Source organism: Kluyvera sichuanensis (assembly GCF_014218705.1).
Lineage (GTDB): Bacteria > Pseudomonadota > Gammaproteobacteria > Enterobacterales > Enterobacteriaceae > Kluyvera > Kluyvera sichuanensis.
The window spans coordinates 72,758-91,731 of sequence record NZ_JABBJF010000014.1; the positions used below are offsets into that span (position 1 = coordinate 72,758).

An 18,974-nucleotide genomic window follows, 5' to 3' on the forward strand; every position below is an offset into this window, starting at 1 on the left:
CCCTGCTCATGTGAGCAGGGTTTTTGTATTGCTGGGGGCGATTATGCTACCAGGCTGTCGATCGCAGCTTTCGCATCAGAGGTCGCTTTGGTTGCCACTTCTGGGCCGTAAGCGATACCTTCCGCGAAGACCACGTTCACGTCGGTGATCCCGATGAAGCCCAGGAACACGTTCAGGTATGGGGTGATCAGGTCAGTTGGGCTATCTTTGTGGATGCCGCCGCGGCTGCTCAGTACGATAGCGCGTTTACCAGTAACCAGACCTTCTGGACCTTTCTCGGTGTAACGGAAGGTCACGCCAGCACGGGCAATCAGGTCGAAGTAGTTTTTCAGCTGCGTTGGGATGTTGAAGTTATACATCGGCGCGGCGATAACAATCACGTCGTGGGCTTGCAGTTCAGCAATCAGTTCGTCAGAGAGCTTCAGCGCTTCCTGCTGACGTGGGGTCAGTGGGGAGTCGCTTGGGCGCAGCGCGCCGACCAGTTCGCCATCCAGCACCGGAATTGGATTGGCAGCCAGGTCACGGACGGTGATTTCGTCAGCGGAGTGCTTTTCACGCCACTGTTCAACAAAATAGTCGGACAGCTGACCTGATTGAGAGTAGCCTGCCAGGATGCTGGATTTCAGAACTAATACTTTGCTCATAGGTAATTCCTTATATTTGATTGACGGGCGATGCCCTGTTGCTTGATGACACTTTATTCACAATCCTGCCACAGAGATAGCGCAATATATCGAAGTCTATGTTCAGTTTTTTTGAACAAGGCCTGAAATGCGCAAGTGTGGTATGCTATGACGATTCTTTATGAGAGCTTTTCCCGGCAGTGCGCTGCCCAATAAGACTATGACAGAACAACAAAAAATCACCTTTGCGATGCTCAGCCAGCGCCTCGATGCGCTGACGCTACGGGATAAACTGCGCTTTGCCCGCCGACTCCACGGCGTCAAGAAGGTTAAAAATCCTGAAGCACAACAGGCCATTTACCAGGAGATGGCGCAGGAAATTGAACAGGCTTCCGGTAAGGTCGTGCTACGTGAAGCGGCGCGTCCGGTGATTGAGTACCCGGAAAACCTGCCGGTTAGCCAGAAGAAACAAGATATTCTCAACGCCGTGCGCGACCACCAGGTGGTGATTGTTGCCGGGGAGACCGGCTCGGGTAAAACTACCCAGTTACCGAAGATTTGTATGGAACTGGGGCGCGGGATCAAGGGACTGATTGGCCATACCCAGCCGCGTCGTCTGGCGGCGCGCACCGTCGCCAACCGTATTGCCGAAGAGCTGAAAACCGAGCCGGGCGGCTGCATTGGCTATAAGGTTCGCTTTAGCGATCACGTCAGCGATAACACCATGGTCAAGCTGATGACCGACGGTATTTTGCTGGCGGAAATCCAGCAGGACCGCCTGCTGATGCAGTACGACACCATCATTATCGATGAAGCGCACGAACGCAGCCTCAACATCGACTTCCTGCTCGGTTACCTGAAAGAGTTACTGCCGCGGCGTCCCGATCTCAAGGTGATCATCACCTCGGCGACCATCGACCCCGAACGTTTCTCACGTCACTTTAATAACGCGCCGATTATCGAAGTCTCCGGTCGAACCTATCCGGTAGACGTTCGCTATCGTCCGATCGTTGAAGACGCGGATGACACCGAGCGTGACCAGTTGCAGGCGATTTTTGACGCTGTCGATGAACTGGGCCAGGAAGGGCCGGGCGATATTCTGATCTTTATGAGCGGCGAGCGTGAAATTCGTGACACCGCCGATGCGCTGAGCAAACGCGACCTGCGCCATACCGAGATCCTGCCGCTCTACGCCCGCTTATCAAACAGCGAGCAGAACCGCGTCTTCCAGTCGCACAGCGGGCGACGCATCGTGCTGGCCACCAACGTGGCGGAAACCTCGTTGACGGTACCGGGCATCAAGTATGTGATTGACCCCGGTACGGCGCGAATCAGCCGCTATAGCTATCGCACCAAAGTGCAGCGCCTGCCGATTGAGCCGGTTTCTCAGGCCTCTGCAAACCAGCGTAAAGGCCGCTGCGGCCGTGTGTCGGAAGGTATCTGTATCCGTCTCTATTCGGAAGACGATTTCCTGTCACGCCCGGAGTTTACCGACCCGGAAATCCTGCGTACCAACCTGGCTTCCGTCATTTTGCAGATGACCGCGCTGGGCCTTGGCGATATCGCCGCGTTCCCGTTCGTGGAAGCGCCGGATAAACGCAACATTCAGGACGGTGTGCGCCTGCTCGAAGAACTGGGCGCCATTACCACCGATGAACAGGCCACCGCCTACAAGCTGACGCCGCAGGGCCGCCAGCTTAGCCAATTGCCGGTTGACCCGCGTCTGGCGCGTATGGTGCTGGAAGCGCAGAAGCACGGCTGCGTGCGCGAAGCGATGATCATCACTTCGGCGCTCTCTATTCAGGACCCGCGCGAACGTCCAATGGACAAACAGCAGGCGTCTGATGAAAAACATCGTCGCTTCCACGACAAAGAGTCGGATTTCATGGCCTTTGTGAACCTGTGGAACTACCTCGGCGAGCAGCAAAAAGCGCTGTCGTCGAACCAGTTCCGTCGCCAGTGCAAGCTCGACTTCCTCAACTACCTGCGCGTGCGCGAGTGGCAGGATATCTACACCCAGTTGCGCCAGGTGGTGAAAGAGTTGGGTATTCCGGTAAACAGTGAACCGGCAGAATATCGCGAAATTCATATTTCGCTGCTGACCGGTCTGCTGTCGCACATCGGGATGAAAGATACCGATAAGCAGGAGTTTACCGGTGCGCGTAACGCGCGCTTCTCCATCTTCCCGGGTTCGGGGCTGTTTAAGAAGCCGCCGAAATGGACGATGGTCGCCGAACTGGTCGAAACCAGCCGCCTGTGGGGGCGTATTGCCGCTCGCATCGACCCGGAATGGGTGGAGCCGGTAGCGCAGCATCTGATCAAACGTTCCTACAGTGAACCGCACTGGGAACGGGCGCAGGGCGCGGTGATGGCGACCGAAAAAGTGACCGTTTATGGCCTGCCGATTGTGGCGGCTCGTAAGGTTAACTACAGCCAGATTGACCCGGCGCTGTGCCGCGAGCTGTTTATCCGCCACGCGTTGGTGGAGGGAGACTGGCAGACCCGTCACGCCTTCTTCCGCGACAACTTAAAGCTGCGTGCTGAAATTGAAGATCTGGAAAACAAATCGCGTCGCCGCGACATCCTGGTGGATGACGAGACGATGTTTGAGTTCTATGACCAGCGCATCAGCCACGAAGTAATCTCCGCGCGCCACTTTGATAAGTGGTGGAAGCAGGCCAGCCGTGAAACGCCGGATCTGCTCAACTTCGAAAAGAGCATGCTGATAAAAGAAGGGGCGGAGCAGGTTAGTAAGCTGGACTACCCGAACTTCTGGCATCAGGGCAACCTGAAGCTGCGTCTGACCTATCAGTTTGAGCCGGGGGCTGACGCCGACGGTGTGACGGTGCATATTCCGCTGCCGCTGTTAAACCAGGTTGAAGAGGCCGGGTTTGAGTGGCAGATCCCGGGGCTGCGCCGTGAGCTGATTATCGCGCTGATTAAATCGCTGCCGAAGCCGGTACGTCGTAACTTTGTGCCTGCGCCGAACTACGCTGAGGCTTTCTTAGGCCGTGTGACGCCACTGGAACTGCCGCTGCTGGATTCGCTAGAGCGCGAACTGCGCCGGATGACCGGTGTAACCGTCGACCGTGAAGCCTGGCAGTGGGATCAGGTGCCCGATCACCTGAAAATCAGCTTCCGCGTGGTAGACGACAAAAACAAGAAGCTGCAGGAAGGGCGTTCGCTGCAGGTGCTGAAAGATACGCTGAAGGGCAAAGTGCAGGAGACGCTGTCGTCGGTTGCCGACGACGGTATCGAGCAGAATGGCCTGCATATCTGGAGCTTTGGCGACCTGCCGGACCGTTACGAACAGAAACGCGGCAACTATAAGGTCAAAGCCTGGCCGGCGCTGGTGGATGAACGTGACAGCGTCGCCATCAAACTGTTCGATAACCAGCTGGAACAGCAGCAGGCAATGTGGCGCGGCTTGCGTCGTTTGCTGTTGCTGAATATCCCGTCGCCGATCAAGTATCTGCACGAAAAGCTGCCGAACAAGGCGAAGCTCGGGCTCTACTTTAACCCGTACGGCAAAGTGCTGGATTTGATTGATGACTGCATCTCCTGCGGCGTGGACAAGCTGATTGATGAAGCGGGCGGGCCGGTGTGGAGTGAAGCGGGCTTTGCCGCGCTGCACGAGAAAGTGCGTGCCGAGCTTAATGAGACGGTGGTCGAGATTGCCAAACAGGTTGAGCAAATTCTCACCGCGGTGTTCAACATCAACAAACGGCTGAAAGGGCGCGTGGACATGAGCATGGCGCTGGGGTTGTCAGACATTAAGGCGCAGATGAACGGCCTGGTGTATCGCGGCTTCGTCACCGGCAACGGTTTCCGCCGCTTGGGTGATACGCTGCGTTATTTGCAGGCGATTGAAAAACGACTGGAGAAGATGGCCGTTGACCCACACCGCGACCGCGCGCAGATGCTGAAAGTGGAAAGCGTCCAGCAGGCGTGGCAACAGTGGTTGAACAAGCTGCCGCCGTCGCGTCGTAAAGATGATGATGTGAAGGAAATTCGCTGGATGATTGAAGAGCTGCGCGTCAGCTTCTTTGCTCAGCAGTTGGGGACGCCGTATCCGATCTCGGATAAACGTATCCTGCAAGCGATGGAACAGATCGTCGCCTGATCCCGGCGGCGCTGCGCCTGGCCGGGCTTCAATAATGATGTAGCCCGGGCGAGGCGCACGCCGACCCCGGGTCTTTACCGTTTCTACGCGTTTACCCACGCCAGCGTAAACCCATCCCACCCCTTAATCCCGACCGTTTGCAGTGCCGTGACCGTTAGGCGCGGATCGTTATGCATCATCTCAATAAACCGACGCACGCCGAGCACGCGGTCGTCGGTGCTATTGGGATTGGTTACCTCACCGTCGCGCACCACGTTATCGCCGATGATAAGTGTTCCTGGACGAGAATATTTCAGCGCCCATTGCAGGTAGTACGGATTATTTGGCTTATCGGCATCAATAAAAATCACGTCAAACGGCGCGGCATCCGCAAGCGTCGCCAAAGAATCAAGCGCCGGACCTTCGCGCAGCGTTACCACACTATCAAGCCCGGCGAGCGCGATATTCTCTCGCGCCACACGGGCGTGCAGCGGGTCGGCTTCGAGGGTAATTAACCGCCCGTTAGGCGGCAGTTCGCGAGCCATCCAGATGGTGCTGTACGCGCCTAACGTACCTATCTCCAGAATGGATTTCGCCCCCACCATACGGATAAACAGCGCCAGCAGCTGCCCCTGATTGGCCGCCACATCGTGCGCGGGCAGACCGGCACGATGGTTGTTCTCTAACACCTGAGACAGCACGGGATCGCTGGGAATCAGGTTCTCTATCAAATAATTATCAACGTCCGACCACTGTTTTTGCATTGTGACACCCCTTGGGATTTGTCAGCCTGACAGTGAAGACCAGCCGCCTCCTAGCGACCGGTAAAGATCGATTTGCGCCAGCAGCAGATTGTTTTTCACCTGTACTACGCTGATTTGCGTTGAGAACAAGGTACGCTGCGCATCCAACACATCAAGATAAGAAGAGTAACCGTTGTTGTAGCGATTCTGCGCCAGCCGCAGGGTCTCCTGCGCCACGTCTTCCTGACCTTGCAGTTCAGTCAGTTGTTCGCCGTAGCGGGTGATGGCATCGAGGCTATCGTTGACCTCTTTAAACGCGCTGCGTACTGTTTTTTCATAGCTGTACAGCGCCTGATTGCGCTGGGCCATCGACACGTCGACCTGCGCATTCAGCGCCTGACGGTTGAGCAACGGCGCAAGAATACTGCCGCCAATGCTCCAGAGCCGCAGTGGGTTATCGAGCAGGTCCGGCAGCGTGCGGTCCTGGAAGCTGCCGGTTGCCGTCAGATTAATCGATGGCAGAAGTTTGGCCTGCGCCGATGCCAGGGTCGCATCGGCGGCGATCAACTGACGCTGGGCCTGAGCGATATCGGGGCGGCGGTTGAGCAGCGTAGAGGGAAGCTGCAACGGCAGCGAAAGCGGGGTGAGTTTATCAAACGCGTTGCGTTTTACTTCGCCGGGATTATTGCCGAGCAGCACGCTCAGCGCGTTCTCCTGCTGGGCGATTTGATGGCGCAGCAGCGGCACCTGAGCACGAGTAGAACGCAGCGCTGAATCCGCCTGCATCAGTTCGAGGCGAGAAGTATAGCCGGTTTCATACTGGCGTTTGGCCAGCCTATACGCCTCTTCCCGTGATTTCAGCGTTTGCTCAGTAACCTGTAGCTGCTCATCGAGCGACAGCAGGGTGATATAGCCGACGGAAACCGAGGTCGCGACCGTCAAATCTGCGGCGGCGGCGGCGGCTTTTTGCGCCGCCAGGCTTGCCTCAGCGGCATCGGAGGCGCTGCGATTTGCCCCCCAGAGATCGACATCATAACTGGCAGTCAGGCCGCCTTTATAGACCGTGCTGTGAATCGGTAAACCGGTAGCGGCAGACTGTGCGCGGGCGCGAGTGCCGGTTAGCCCGGCGTCCAGCGTGGGGAACAGGCTGCCATCGGCGGCATAGGCGCGCGCCTGATATTCATTCACTCGCTCGCGGGCGATCAGCACATCGCTGTTGTAGCGTAGCGCCTGGTCAACGTACTGGTTGAGCGCGCTGTCGTGAAAATTGCGCCACCATACCCCCTCGACCGGGCTGGCAGGGCCAATGTCGGCGCGCCAGGCGGCAGGAATAGCCAGCGTAGGTTCGGCGCGCTGTACGTCGGCAGACTGACAGCCGACCAGCGCGAGAGCCAGCATCAGGGCGACGGGCCGGATCATGGCTTCGCCTCCGCGCGGGTATTGATGGTGACCTGTACCGACATCCCCGGACGCAGGCGCTGCAGGTTATTCTGTCCTTCATCCACTGCAATGCGTACCGGAATACGCTGGGCAATTTTGACAAAGTTACCGGTGGCGTTATCCGGTGAAATCGCGCTGAACTCCACGCCGGTGGCCGGTGAAATGCTCTGCACGGTACCGCTGAACTTCTCGCTGTTGAGCGCATCGACGGTAAAGGTCGCCGGCTGGCCGATACGTATGGTTGCAAGCTGAGTTTCTTTCAAATTGGCGATAACCCAGTGCTGCGGCGGCACCAGCGGCGTTAAGTGCGTTCCGGCGGTCACGTACGCGCCAAGCCGCACGGCAATTTGCCCAAGCTGGCCGTCGGTGGGGGCGATAATGCGCGTGTTTTGCAAGTCTATCTCCGCCAACTCCAGCGAGGCTTTGGCGTTGGCCACGTCGGCTTCCAGCGCGTCACGGTTGACGATGGTGGTCTGCAAATCCTGCTTTGACATCTCCAGCGTCGCCTTCGCCTGCTCAATATCCGCCGCGCCCTGAGCGGCGCTGGCGCGGGCAGAGTCACGCTCACGAATCGACAGCGAACCGTCCGCCGTCAGATCCTGCACGCGCTTTAAATCCGCCTGCGATTTCAGATTCTGCGCGCGGGCGTTTTGCAGCACCGCTTCGTTGCGGACAATCACCGCCTCGGCGCTTTTGCGCTGCTGGAGGTTATTGCGTAGCGCCGCTTCCTTCATTGCCAGCTGCGCCTGTGCCTGGTGCACGCGCTGCTTATAGATGCGGTCATCAATCTGGAACAGTACCTGGCCTTTTTTGACCTGGTTAAAGTCCTGCACGTTTACCCCGGTAACGTAGCCATTGACCTGCGGGCTGATAAAGGTGGTCTGGCCGCGCACGTAGGCGTTGTCAGTGAACTGACTGTGGCGGGTAAACGGCGGTAGCTGCCAGGCGTACAGAATCACCAGTACGCCGACGAGGCCGATGGCTGCGGCGGTAAAAATGGATACCACGCGGATATTGTTTCGGGTATTGGCCTGTTGTTGGGCCGCATCCTGCTGACTCATAACGACTCCAGATCTCTCTTGTTGTTATTTGCTTCCCGTCGCACGTTTCAGCGCGATATGGGCGGTAATACGCAATCTTAATAATCGCCAGAACACCCACAGCAGCGTGGCGGCGGAAATGGCCGCTGTTAGCAGATACGTGTCATTGTAGGCGAGAATATTGGCCTCCAGCGTGGAGAGGTTTTGCAGCACGGTACTGGCCTGAACGTTCAAAAGCGCGCTATCGCCAAGCTGGCTCTGATACTGCTGGGCGTAAAGCTGTAGCCGCTCGTTAATCAGCGGATTGAGGGTGGTTATCTGGTCGGCAAGCTGGCTGGAGTGAAACTTCTCACGCCAGGTCTGGAAGGTGCCGAGGATCGCTGAACCGAGCAGCCCGCCAATGTTCTGGCTCATGCCAAACAGCACCGAAAAACTCACCAGATTGCGCTGATCGGCAATCACCCCGCCGATACCGGCGAGCATGGCGGGTGCGAGGAAGAAGGCGCTGCCAAAACCAAGCAGGAACTGGCTGAACATCAGCTGGTCCGGGCGCGTCAGGCTGGTGGACTGGCTGTCCAGCAGCGAGGCTATCATGATGAGCGTTAACGCCGTGGCGGTCGGCCAGTAGAGGCGGCGCGGGTTTAGCGTCAGGCAACTGGCGATAATCCCGCAGGTAATACCGGCAAAAATGGACCAGGCCAGCGTCGTCATCTGCTCGTTTTGCAGTCCTACATACTGAAGCCAGCCGATCACGCCGGTGTTCTGCTCCGCCAGCACGATGCGGATCAGCACCATAATCAGCCCCAGGCGCAAAATACTGCCGCTGGAGAGCCAGCGAGTATTGAGCAGCGGGTTGGTGCGGTTATGTTCAAAGATAATGGCGGACACAATCAGCACCACCGCCGCTGCCAGCGACCAGCCTATCCATGGCGCTTCAAACCACCAGTCCAGACGGCCCAGCGACAGCACGGCGCAAATCAGTGCCATGCCGGGAGCCAGTAGAATAAAGGTAATAAAATCTTTCTTCTCGAATACTTTTTTGCGATCGCTCGGCGGCAGCTTGAGGGCGATAACGCAGGCCAGCGATACCAGCGCTAACCCCAGCTCGAAGAAATAAAGCCCGCGCCATTCATCGATTTGCAGCAATTCAGTGGAGAACAGGCGGGCGATGGGGATCGCCAACGACGAGCCGGTAATCCCAATGGTCAACGCCTTCAGGCGGTGTTTCGCCGGCCAGGCCTGCACCTGATAATAGATCCCGAGCGAACTGAGCGCTGCGGCCACCATGCCGTGGGCGGCGCGCACCATCAGCGCCGAACTGAGGTCATTGACGAACAGGTGGAAGAAGGTGACCAGCACGTAGAGCACCAGAAAGCCTTCTGTAAACGCCCGCAGGCCAAACTGCTGACGGAATTTCACCAACAGTAGATTAATCGAGACGTTGGTCATGACGTACACGGCAGGCAGCCAGGCAATCTCCGTCGACCAGGCGGCAAACGAACCCTGTAGGTTTTGTAGATTGGCGGTCACCACCGCGTTGCCTAGCGCGCCGGTGAGGCAGACCAGCAGGCCGACGATGCCGTAGGCCACCCGTTTCGGTGCGCTGTGAATAGGCGTTGATGGTGAGCCGAGGATCGCCGGTTTTTCGTGGGGTGCCCAGTCGTGCGGGGCATAGGGGTCACGACGCGGTGGAGCCATTATTTCTTCTCCACTTCGCGCAGCAGCCGGATCAGTACGTTGCGGGTTATCTCTTGTTCTTCCGGGGTAATCACCGTCAGAATTTCTTCACGTAGTTCATCCGCCACGGCTTTCACCTGATGATAAAGCTCAAGTCCTTTTGGCGTGGCGACCAGCAGCCGTTTACGTTTATCGCGATCGGTCATCACTCGCTCGACCAGCCTGGCCTCGACCAGTTTGTTAATCAGCGGCACCACGGTGGCGCTTTCCACGCCCAACTCCTGAGCCAGCTCAGCTTGCGATAGCGGCTGTTCGTTGCGCGCAATGCTGGCCACGGCGACCCATGTGGCCTGACTCATACCCAGATCTTTCAGCCGACGGTTTACCGCCAGCCGCCAGTGGTGGGCGGTGAGATAGAGGAGATGAGAAAAATTAAGCTGACGGTTATCCATTGGCGATCTGTTCAGAATCATTAGAGCTCTAATGATTCTACGTTCGCCGAAAACCATAATTCAAGTGAATGTGAAAAATAAATGTTATCGGAAGGTGATTGTTTGTTTGCTATGTGAGTGTTTCTGTAGCCCGGCCAAGCGAAGCGCCGTCGGGAAAACACCCGGAGTCGGCGTTAACACGCCTCGTCCGGGCTACGGGTTAAATCTGACTGGTTTGCGCGTTTACCGAAGCCGCGTGATTTTTCCGACGACTGGCAAAGAAAATCGCCGTCAGAGAAATTGCCACCGTCGTTGCCAGATACCAGGCAACGGGAACCCAATCGCCGTTGTATTTTGCCAGCAGACCGGTCGCAATCAGCGGCGCGGTGCCGCCTGCCAGCGCAGCGCCAATTTGATAGCCCAGCGTGATACCGGTATAGCGTACGTTGGCGCTAAAGATTTCCGAACACAGCGTACCCAGCACGGCGGTAATCGGTGACCATAAAATCCCGAAGGTGATCACGGTGGCGAGGGTGATCCCCCAGGTGGTGCCGGTGTTGAGCAGCAGGAACCACGGCACGATAAACAGACCCAGCAGCACGACGCTAATCGCGTACATCCGCTGACGGCCAATCTTATCGGAGAGCAGGCCCATCAATGGGATCATCACTGTCGAAACCAGTGCGCCGAGCGTTACGGCTTCCAGCACCTGTGACTTCTGGTAGGTCAGGGTAGTGGTGGCGTAACTCACGACGAAGGTGGAGAAGATATAGAACGGTGCAGTTTCTACCACCTTCAGACCCGCTGCGATAATCACTTCGCGCCAGTGATTGGTCAGCGTTTCGCGCAGCGGCGCTTTAGCGACTTTACCCGACTCTTTCACCTTCTTGAATTCCGGCGTTTCGTCGATATCTTTACGGATCCACAGGCCAACCAGCACCAGTGCTGCGCTCATCAAAAACGGAATGCGCCAGCCCCAGGAGAGGAACTGTTCTTCGCTGAACAGGGTCATCAGCGAGACGATAAAGGTCGCCATCAGCATCCCAATTGTCACGCCTGCCTGCGGAATACTGCCGAAGAAGCCTTTACGTTTTTCCGGCGCGTATTCATAGGCCAGCAGCAGCGCGCCCCCCCATTCACCGCCGATACCAATCCCCTGAATAATACGCATCAGAATGAGTAAAATCGGTGCCCAGATGCCAATCATGTCATAGGTCGGCAGCAGGCCAATCATCACGGTTGCACTCCCCATCAGCGACAGGGTTAACACCAGCGTCTTTTTACGACCGATACGGTCGCCAATGTGAGCAAAGATCACGCCGCCAATCGGGCGGATAAAGAAAGTGAGCGAGAAGGAGAGGTAGGAGAGAATCAGGCCGATGACCGGGTCAACCATCGGGAAAAAGATTTTATTGAACACCAGTGCGGCTGCTGTTCCGTATAAAAAATAGTCAAACCATTCAATGGAACTGCCGGTCAGGCTCGCAATCAGGACCCTCTTATTCTTTTTCAGGATCGTGGTGCTACTTTCTTGTATTGTCATGAAGAATAACTCCCGCCACATTGGGTTAAAATCAGGTGTCACCTTTTTTGTTTGAATGGTGCAACCTGGATTGTGAAAAAGGTTGTGTGTTTGTTAAGCAACTTAGATATGAGTGTTATCTTTGGCAAGCGTGTTATTGAAATTTGCGAGCAAAAATGAGAACCATTTCTGTTCGTTTTAACTTTAAGTTTGTTATTTAGTAGATTTAAATGCTAAAAAATATCTTTTAAATGGCGTTTTATTCAGGTGCAACCCTGTTGTTTTTAGACGTTTCTGGTTATTTCAGGATTGTTACAAAATGGTAGAAATGAAGGGAGTAGAGCAGGTGATGAACGTGTCAAACTTACCACAGGAAACGCTGAACGCTGCCAACGTGCTGGGGCGTTGGCTGGCGCAAAATGATTTTGCTGCGCCGCCGCAGGCTTCACAAACGCAGTGGGTGGTCATGGCGGGGAATGCCGTGATGCCAACCATTGAGGCGGCCTGTCACTTGGTGAGCGAACACGGTGGTTCGCTATTGATAAGCGGCGGCATTGGTCATTCGACAAATTTCCTCTACGAGGCCATTGCCCAGCACCCGCGCTATCAAAGCATTAGCTGCGATGGCGAAGCCGAGGCGACGCTGCTGGCGGAGATTGCCCACCGTTTCTGGCAGATCCCGCGGGAGCGCATTGTGGTAGAAGACCAGTCTAGCAACTGCGGTGAGAACGCCTGGTTTACCCGCCGGGTGATGAACGAAAGGGGCATTCGTCCCGATACGGTGACGGTGGTGCAGGACCCCACCATGCAGCGCCGCACGATGGCGACTTTTACCCGCGTCTGGCAGAGCGTGGACAACGCGCCGCGCTGGCTCAGCTATCCAGGATACGTACCGGAACTGGTCAATACACCGGACGGTGTTAGCTATCGTCAACCGGCGGTTGGGCTGTGGCCGGTATCGCGCTATTTGTCGTTGCTGCTCGGTGAAGTGCCTCGTCTGCGTGATGATGCTCAGGGTTATGGGCCGCGCGGGAAAGACTTTATTGCTCACGTCGATATCCCCGCTGAAGTCGAAGCCGCCTGGCAGCACCTTTCAGCCGATCCGCAGCTTCAGCAGATCTTAGCTAGCCGAACGATGGCTTGACGCTAATCCGGCCGCCGTCCCGGCCGGGCTAGCGGAAACTCCACTGCACGCTGACTACAAATATCGACGGCAGAATAATGCCGCTTTCAATACCGAAGTAGTCGGTAAAGTTGTACTGCAGCCCGTGGTAGATATACGGTGAGAAGCCCACGCCGGTGATTTTTTTCGCCGTGTGGTAGGTGCCGGAGTCGCCGCAGTGGCTGAAGGCATCAAAAAAGAACTCGCCCGTATAGGCGTATACGCCTTTAAAGGTCCAGCCCTTATTCTGGCCACTGCCCTGCAGCCAGTCGCGACGCACGCCGAGCGACAGGCAGCGGTCAGCAAAGCTGTTCTTCATTGTGCCGACCAGCAGACTGTATTTTGAATCTTCAGAGAACTTACGTTCGATGGAGAAAAAGTCGTTATTGAATTTTTCGTTATATTGACCGTGGTTGCCGCTCATATGGTAGACAAAGGAGCCGGTATTAACGGAGTAGAGATTTATCTCATCTGCAAAGCTGGAGGCGGCCGGCAGCAGTGCCGACGCAAATGCCAGCACGCTGGGTATTTTACGCATTTTAAAACTCAGTAAAGCCAGAAAGAAAAAACATTGCGCTACATGATAGGTCTTTCGCGATAAACCTCGGCTAAACCAGTGCAGAATCTTGCGGAAAATTAGCGCGCTATCTTTTCGCGCGGCTTCACAGAAACAGACATAATCGGTTGGAAAAGTTGCCAGAGTGTATATGTATTTAACAATATTTTTACTTGTTAATGACCTAACACAGACAGGAGCAGCTCATGACGTCACCCGTACAACACCCGATGTATATCGATGGTCAGTTCGTCAGCTGGCAGGGCGATAGCTGGATTGATGTGATTAACCCGGCAACCGAAGCGTGTCTTTCCCGTATTCCTGATGGTGATGCCGAGCACGCGAAGCAAGCAATTGATGCCGCTGAGCGCGCGCAGCCAGCCTGGGAAGCGCTGCCAGCGATTGAACGTGCCGGATGGCTGCGTAAAATTGCCGCAGGCATTCGCGAACGCGCGGCGGAGATTAGCCAGATGATTGTTGCCGAAGGTGGCAAAATTCAACAGCTGGCCGAGGTTGAGGTGGGTTTCACCGCTGACTATATCGAATACATGGCCGAGTGGGCGCGTCGTTACGAAGGGGAAATCCTGCAAAGCGATCGCCCCGGTGAAAATATCTTTGTCTTTAAACGTGCGCTGGGGGTGACCACCGGGATTCTGCCGTGGAACTTCCCGTTCTTCCTGATTGCCCGCAAGATGGCACCCGCACTGATTACCGGTAATACCATCGTTATCAAACCAAGCGAGTTTACGCCGAATAACGCCATCGCCTTTGCTGAAATTGTTCATAAAATTGGCCTGCCGAAAGGCGTTTTCAACCTGGTGCTGGGGCGCGGGGAAACCGTGGGCCAGGAGTTGGCGGGTAACCCGAAGGTGGCGATGGTCAGCATGACCGGCAGCGTGGCCGCGGGTGAGAAAATCATGGCGGCGGCGGCAAAAAATATCACCAAAGTGGGACTTGAACTGGGCGGCAAAGCTCCGGCGATTGTGCTGGATGATGCCGATCTTGAGCTGGCGGTGAAAGCGATTGTCGACTCGCGCGTGATTAACACCGGGCAGGTGTGTAACTGCGCCGAGCGCGTCTATGTGCAGAAAGGGATTTACGATAGCTTCGTCAATAAACTGGGTGAAGCGATGAAGGCCGTGGCCTTTGGCGACCCGGCAAAACGCAACGATATTGCGATGGGGCCGTTGATTAACGCCGCCGCGCTGGAGCGCGTAGAGCAGAAAGTGGCGAAAGCCGTCGCTCAGGGCGCGAAGGTGGTGTTAGGTGGTAAAGCGGTAGACGGTGCCGGTTATTTCTACCCACCAACGCTGCTGCTGGATGTGCGCCAGGAGATGAGCATCATGCACGAAGAGACCTTCGGCCCGGTGCTGCCGGTAGTGATGTTCGATACGTTGGATGAGGCGCTGAAAATGGCGAACGACAGCGATTACGGCCTGACCTCATCGGTCTATACTCGCGACCTCAACCAGGCGATGAAAGCCGTGCGCGGCCTCAAGTTTGGCGAAACCTATATCAACCGCGAGAACTTTGAAGCGATGCAGGGTTTCCATGCGGGCTGGCGTAAGTCCGGCATCGGCGGGGCGGACGGCAAGCATGGGCTGAATGAATACCTGCAAACGCAGATGGTCTATTTGCAAACGCAGGGCTAAGTGCTATTCCCGGCGTCGCAATCCAGTTCATCATCAACCGTGGCCACACCGCGACCGGCAACCCCTCGGCGTCACGAATACCAAACCCGTGCCGCCCCTGTTCAAACAGATGCATCTCCACCGGCACCTGCTGCGCGTGCAGCGCATTAAACAGCGCCAGGCTGTTTTCCACCTTCACCGCCGGATCGTCGACCGCATGCAACAAAAAGGTTGGCGGCACCTGGCGGTCGACGCGTTTTTCCAATGAGTAATGCGCACGCTGGGTCGGGTCTGGCGTATCGCCAAGCAATGCACGGCGCGAACCAGGGTGGCCGAACCCCTCGTCCATGCTGATAACGGGATAGACCAGCGCCATAAAATCAGGGCGGGCAGAAAACTCATCAATCTCGTCCAGCGGCGGATAGGCCTTCTCCAGATAGCGCGTCCCCAGGCTTGCCGCCACGTGCCCGCCAGAGGAGAAACCGAGAACGCCGATTTTGTCAGGCGAAATCTGCCAGCGTGCGGCCTGGCTGCGGAGGGTTCGTATGGCGCGCTGAACGTCCGCCAGCGGGGCATTGGCACCCTCCTGGTGACCGTCTCCCGGCATGCGGTAGGTCATCACGAATAGCGTATAGCCTTGAGCGGTAAAGTCGGGGGCGAGCGCCGTGCCTTCTTTATCCAGCACCACGCGCTGATAGGAACCACCAGGCGTCACCAGAATCCCCACGCCGTTGGGATTGTCTGGCTGAAACACCGTTATTTGCGGTGCACGAACGCCGGTGACCGCGCGATCCCACGCGCTGCTGCCGGTGTGGTCGCTTTCCAGCACCGGCGTTACGGTACTGGTGCTGGCACCCGGTGCATCGCCGCCGGGCCAGAGGGGGAAAGTGGTGGACGTGCGGGCTGCCTGGGCCATGCGTGTTAGTAATAGATCCTTGGGCGTTGCGTTCATGGCATCCTCAATCGGTTTGATGTCGCGCGGATTATCTCTCCACGCGGGCTATTTTTGCCTCGTGTTCCAGTAGCCAGGCTTTACGGGCAATGCCGCCGCCGTAGCCGGTCATGCTGCCGTCTTTGCCAATCACCCGATGGCAGGGAATGACGATAGCAATACGATTCGCGCCGTTGGCCGCCGCAACGGCGCGGGCGGCGGTCGGTTGGTTGAGCGTTTCGGCCAGCGCCTGATAGTGGGTGGTTTCACCGCAGGGTAGCAAACACAATGCCTGCCAGACACGGCGTTGAAAGTCGCTGCCGGGCGTATCCAGCGCCAGGGTAAAGCGCTGACGCTGTCCGGCAAAATACTCGCTAATCTCTTTTTCAGCCTGTCGGGTATGATCATTTTGCCCGGCGATAATGCGGGCATTCAGCAGGCGCTGGATGTCGCTAAATTCGGTCTCCAGCATCCGGCGGTCGACAAACTCAAGTAGGCACACCCCACGTTCGCTGGCGCAGACGAACATCGGCCCAATCGGCGTGGTAAAGCGGTGAATCAACAGCGATTGCTGGACCGTTGCCGGAGAGTGGCCGGTGAGCTTTTTATAGGTATAGCCGAAGCCGCTAAGCGACTCGTAGCCGCTATCAAAAGCCACATCCGTGGCGCTGCGCCCGCTTTTCAACTCCTGCAGGGCAACGTTAACCCGCTGCATCCGCTGGAACGCCTGAAAGGTGATGCCGTGGTGGTGCAAAAACCAGCGTCGGACGCGCTCCGGGCTGAGGTGGTGTTCACGAAGCTGAGTATCGCTGACGCGCGCTTTCGGCGTTTGCCGCACCAGAGCCAGCGCCTGCTCGATAAAATCCGGTGCGCTGCAGGCGTTTTCGGTAGGGCGGCATACCTTGCAGGAGCGAAAGCCTGCGTCCAGCGCCGACTTGAAATCACGGTAAAACTCCACGTTTTCACGCTTCGGTTTTCGTGCGCGGCACACCGAAATACAGAACACCCCGGTGGTTTTTACCCCGACGTAGAAAACGCCGGTATACTCCGACGCCCGCGCTAGCAGTGCCTGGTACCAGGTGTCGCACTGGGCACTATCGGTGACTTTCATCGTCGAAGACTCCTGCAAAGGACGGCTGATGGCGAAGGGTTAACAGTAGATCGTTTAGCTGGGTTTGTATTGCACTATGTACCGCATTACCCATTGAAATGCGACGTACTCCAAGTTCTGCCAGCGTGGCGAAATCGGCCAGGTCGGGAACCGCCATCACGTTCAGTGGTAGGGTGGTTTGCTGGACCAGAGTGGCAATATCCTGCAAACGGTGGACGCACGGCACAAACAGCCCGTCGGCACCGTTTGCCGCATAGTGAGTAATGCGTGACAGTGTCACTTGTAGTGCATCAAGTTCACCGAGCAGAAAGGCATCGGTACGCACGTTTAAAAAGAGCGGGCAGCCACTGGCGTTGAGCGCTTTGTGGATCTCTCGCAGTTGATGAGCGAAACAGTCAGTATCTATCAGGCGTCGTACACCGTTGTGAACCCGGCTGTCTTCCAGATTCACACCTACCACGCCAAGCGCTCTCAGTTGCAGCAAATTCTCCACAATGCCATCGACGCAGTCAGCATAGCCAGCTTCCATATCCACGCTGAGTGGTAATGACGTACAGGCGCGAATACGGCTGACCAGATAGCGTAGTTCGGCAAAAGGAAGACCTTCGCCGTCGGCGTAGCCCAACATCGCCGCCATGGCGGCGCTGGACGTTCCCATCGCCTGATACCCTGCGTTTTGGGCCGCCAGCGCGCTGGGCACGTCCCAAACGTTAGCGATAAGCAGCGGGTGAGTTTGATGGTGCAATTGGTTGAAGTTCATGAGGTTCTCCGATTGTGTGTGCCAGCGGAGTGTGCCGCGACGAGCAAAACGCCAGCAACCGAAAATCGGACGACCATTTTTTGACAGGGAAGACGGCGGGGGCATGATGCCGCCCGCCTGAGGCGTTACATTTTGGCGAATTTTTCCAGCACGCGAATCAGCTGGGTCACAAAACCATATTCGTTATCGTACCAGGAGACGGTTTTAACCAGCTGCAGGCCGCCTGCCTCGGTCACTTCGGTTTGGGTGGCATCGAAAACGGAACCGAAATGGGTGCCGATGATATCGGAAGAGACAATCTCTTCTTCGGTATAGCCAAATGATTCATTGTTGTGCGCCGCGTTCTTCATCACCTGGTTGACCTCCTCGGCGGTCACTTTCTTACCCAGGATAGAGACCAGTTCGGTTACCGAGCCGGTTTTGGTCGGCACGCGCTGGGCATGGCCCTTCAGCTTGCCGCTCAGCGCGGGGATCACCAGGCCAATGGCCTTGGCAGCCCCGGTGGTATGCGGAATGATGTTCTCCGCAGCCGCACGTGAGGCGCGCAAATCTTTACCGCGCGGGCCGTCAACCAGCGACTGAGTGCCGGTGTAGGCGTGAATGGTGGTCATGGTACCGACTTCAATGCCAAATGCGTCGTGAAGGGCTTTGGCCATTGGCGCCAGGCAGTTGGTGGTGCACGAGGCGACGGAGATAATCTTATCGCTGGCGTTCAGCGTATCGTCGTTGACGTTAAAGACGAGGGTTTTCATGTCGCCCGCAGGGGCGGAGACCAGCACTTTTTTCGCCCCGGCATCAATGTGCGCCTGCGATTTTTCCGTCGAGGTGTAGAAACCGGTGCATTCGACAATCAGTTCAGCGCCCTGGGCGGTCCAGGGAATGTTTTGCGCCTCTTTTTCGGCGTAAACGGTGATGGTTTTACCATTCACAATCAGCGCATTATCGTTGTAATCCACGCTCCACGGGAACGGACCGTAGTTGGAGTCATGCTTTAATAGATAAGCCAGAACTTTGGGGGAGGTGAGATCGTTAATTGCGACCACTTCATGACTGCTGGATACTTCCAGTAAACGGCGCAGAACCAGACGACCAATACGCCCAAACCCGTTAATGCCAATTTTACTCATGGTGCTCTCCTGTCAGTGATGGGATGTCAGCCCAATACGCGTACGTCAGATCGATTCAATGAATAAGTGTGGTTTATGTATTTCACCTGTCCAGGCTTAGTTCAGCGTGCCGGGAAGG

At 56.5% G+C, this 18,974-nt stretch carries 14 protein-coding genes and 1 pseudogene; 3 read left to right on the plus strand and 12 right to left on the minus strand.

The features are described 5' to 3' along the window. Positions 1-41: 41 nt before the first annotated feature. Positions 42-644, minus strand: coding sequence for an FMN-dependent NADH-azoreductase (azoR, locus tag HII27_RS15150; RefSeq protein WP_035893172.1), 603 nt, complete (start codon positions 642-644; stop codon positions 42-44). 199 nt (positions 645-843) lie between these two features. Between azoR and hrpA the strand changes: the two genes are divergently transcribed. Beyond that, the gene (gene hrpA / locus HII27_RS15155; RefSeq protein ID WP_185668677.1) at positions 844-4,746 is read left to right on the plus strand and encodes an ATP-dependent RNA helicase HrpA; all 3,903 of its coding nucleotides are present in this window, start codon (positions 844-846) and stop codon (positions 4,744-4,746) included. A gap of 83 nt (positions 4,747-4,829) precedes the next feature. Here hrpA and HII27_RS15160 read toward each other — a convergent pair whose 3' ends face one another. From HII27_RS15160 to HII27_RS15185, 6 genes are all read right to left on the minus strand, one after another. Continuing rightward, positions 4,830-5,489: an O-methyltransferase gene (locus tag HII27_RS15160; protein ID WP_185668678.1), complete on the minus strand. Its 660-nt coding sequence runs from the start codon at positions 5,487-5,489 to the stop codon at positions 4,830-4,832. A 21-nt stretch (positions 5,490-5,510) separates the two neighbouring features. Further along, a complete protein-coding gene (locus tag HII27_RS15165) occupies positions 5,511-6,887 on the minus strand; it encodes an efflux transporter outer membrane subunit (RefSeq protein ID WP_185668679.1) in 1,377 nt (458 codons plus the stop codon). Then, the gene (locus tag HII27_RS15170) at positions 6,884-7,969 is read right to left on the minus strand and encodes an HlyD family secretion protein (RefSeq protein WP_185668680.1); all 1,086 of its coding nucleotides are present in this window, start codon (positions 7,967-7,969) and stop codon (positions 6,884-6,886) included. The genes HII27_RS15165 and HII27_RS15170 overlap by 4 nt, the downstream gene beginning before the upstream one ends. Before the next feature lie 24 nt (positions 7,970-7,993). Further along, the gene (locus HII27_RS15175; protein ID WP_185668681.1) at positions 7,994-9,646 is read right to left on the minus strand and encodes an MFS transporter; all 1,653 of its coding nucleotides are present in this window, start codon (positions 9,644-9,646) and stop codon (positions 7,994-7,996) included. Beyond that, positions 9,646-10,077: a MarR family winged helix-turn-helix transcriptional regulator gene (locus HII27_RS15180; RefSeq protein WP_185668702.1), complete on the minus strand. Its 432-nt coding sequence runs from the start codon at positions 10,075-10,077 to the stop codon at positions 9,646-9,648. Before HII27_RS15180 ends, HII27_RS15175 begins: the two co-directional genes overlap by 1 nt. A 199-nt stretch (positions 10,078-10,276) precedes the next feature. After that, positions 10,277-11,599: an MFS transporter gene (locus tag HII27_RS15185; RefSeq protein WP_185668682.1), complete on the minus strand. Its 1,323-nt coding sequence runs from the start codon at positions 11,597-11,599 to the stop codon at positions 10,277-10,279. Positions 11,600-11,927: 328 nt separating this feature from the next. Between HII27_RS15185 and HII27_RS15190 the strand changes: the two genes are divergently transcribed. Then, entirely contained in the window at positions 11,928-12,722 is a 795-nt protein-coding gene (locus HII27_RS15190; RefSeq protein ID WP_185668703.1) for a YdcF family protein, read from the plus strand. 28 nt (positions 12,723-12,750) lie between these two features. On the opposite strand, the gene HII27_RS15195 is transcribed toward HII27_RS15190, so the two are convergent. Next, positions 12,751-13,278 (minus strand): hypothetical protein, encoded by a 528-nt coding sequence (locus HII27_RS15195; protein ID WP_370631777.1) that lies wholly within the window; start codon positions 13,276-13,278, stop codon positions 12,751-12,753. Positions 13,279-13,502: 224 nt separating this feature from the next. Between HII27_RS15195 and aldA the strand changes: the two genes are divergently transcribed. Continuing rightward, on the plus strand, positions 13,503-14,948 hold the full coding sequence (gene aldA, locus HII27_RS15200; protein ID WP_185668683.1) for an aldehyde dehydrogenase: 1,446 nt from the start codon (positions 13,503-13,505) through the stop codon (positions 14,946-14,948). Positions 14,949-14,961: 13 nt separating this feature from the next. Here the strand turns inward: aldA and HII27_RS15205 are convergent. From HII27_RS15205 to gap, 4 genes and pseudogenes are all read right to left on the minus strand, one after another. Continuing rightward, positions 14,962-15,879: pseudogene (locus HII27_RS15205) on the minus strand (alpha/beta hydrolase); the annotation flags it as partial. A gap of 31 nt (positions 15,880-15,910) precedes the next feature. Then, positions 15,911-16,969 (minus strand): bifunctional transcriptional activator/DNA repair enzyme AdaA, encoded by a 1,059-nt coding sequence (locus HII27_RS15210; RefSeq protein ID WP_185668684.1) that lies wholly within the window; start codon positions 16,967-16,969, stop codon positions 15,911-15,913. Then, complete coding sequence (locus HII27_RS15215; RefSeq protein WP_185668685.1) at positions 16,953-17,729, minus strand: isocitrate lyase/PEP mutase family protein; 777 nt, start codon at positions 17,727-17,729, stop codon at positions 16,953-16,955. Before HII27_RS15215 ends, HII27_RS15210 begins: the two co-directional genes overlap by 17 nt. A 125-nt stretch (positions 17,730-17,854) precedes the next feature. After that, a complete protein-coding gene (gap, locus tag HII27_RS15220) occupies positions 17,855-18,856 on the minus strand; it encodes a type I glyceraldehyde-3-phosphate dehydrogenase (RefSeq protein WP_185668686.1) in 1,002 nt (333 codons plus the stop codon). Positions 18,857-18,974 lie beyond the last annotated feature (118 nt).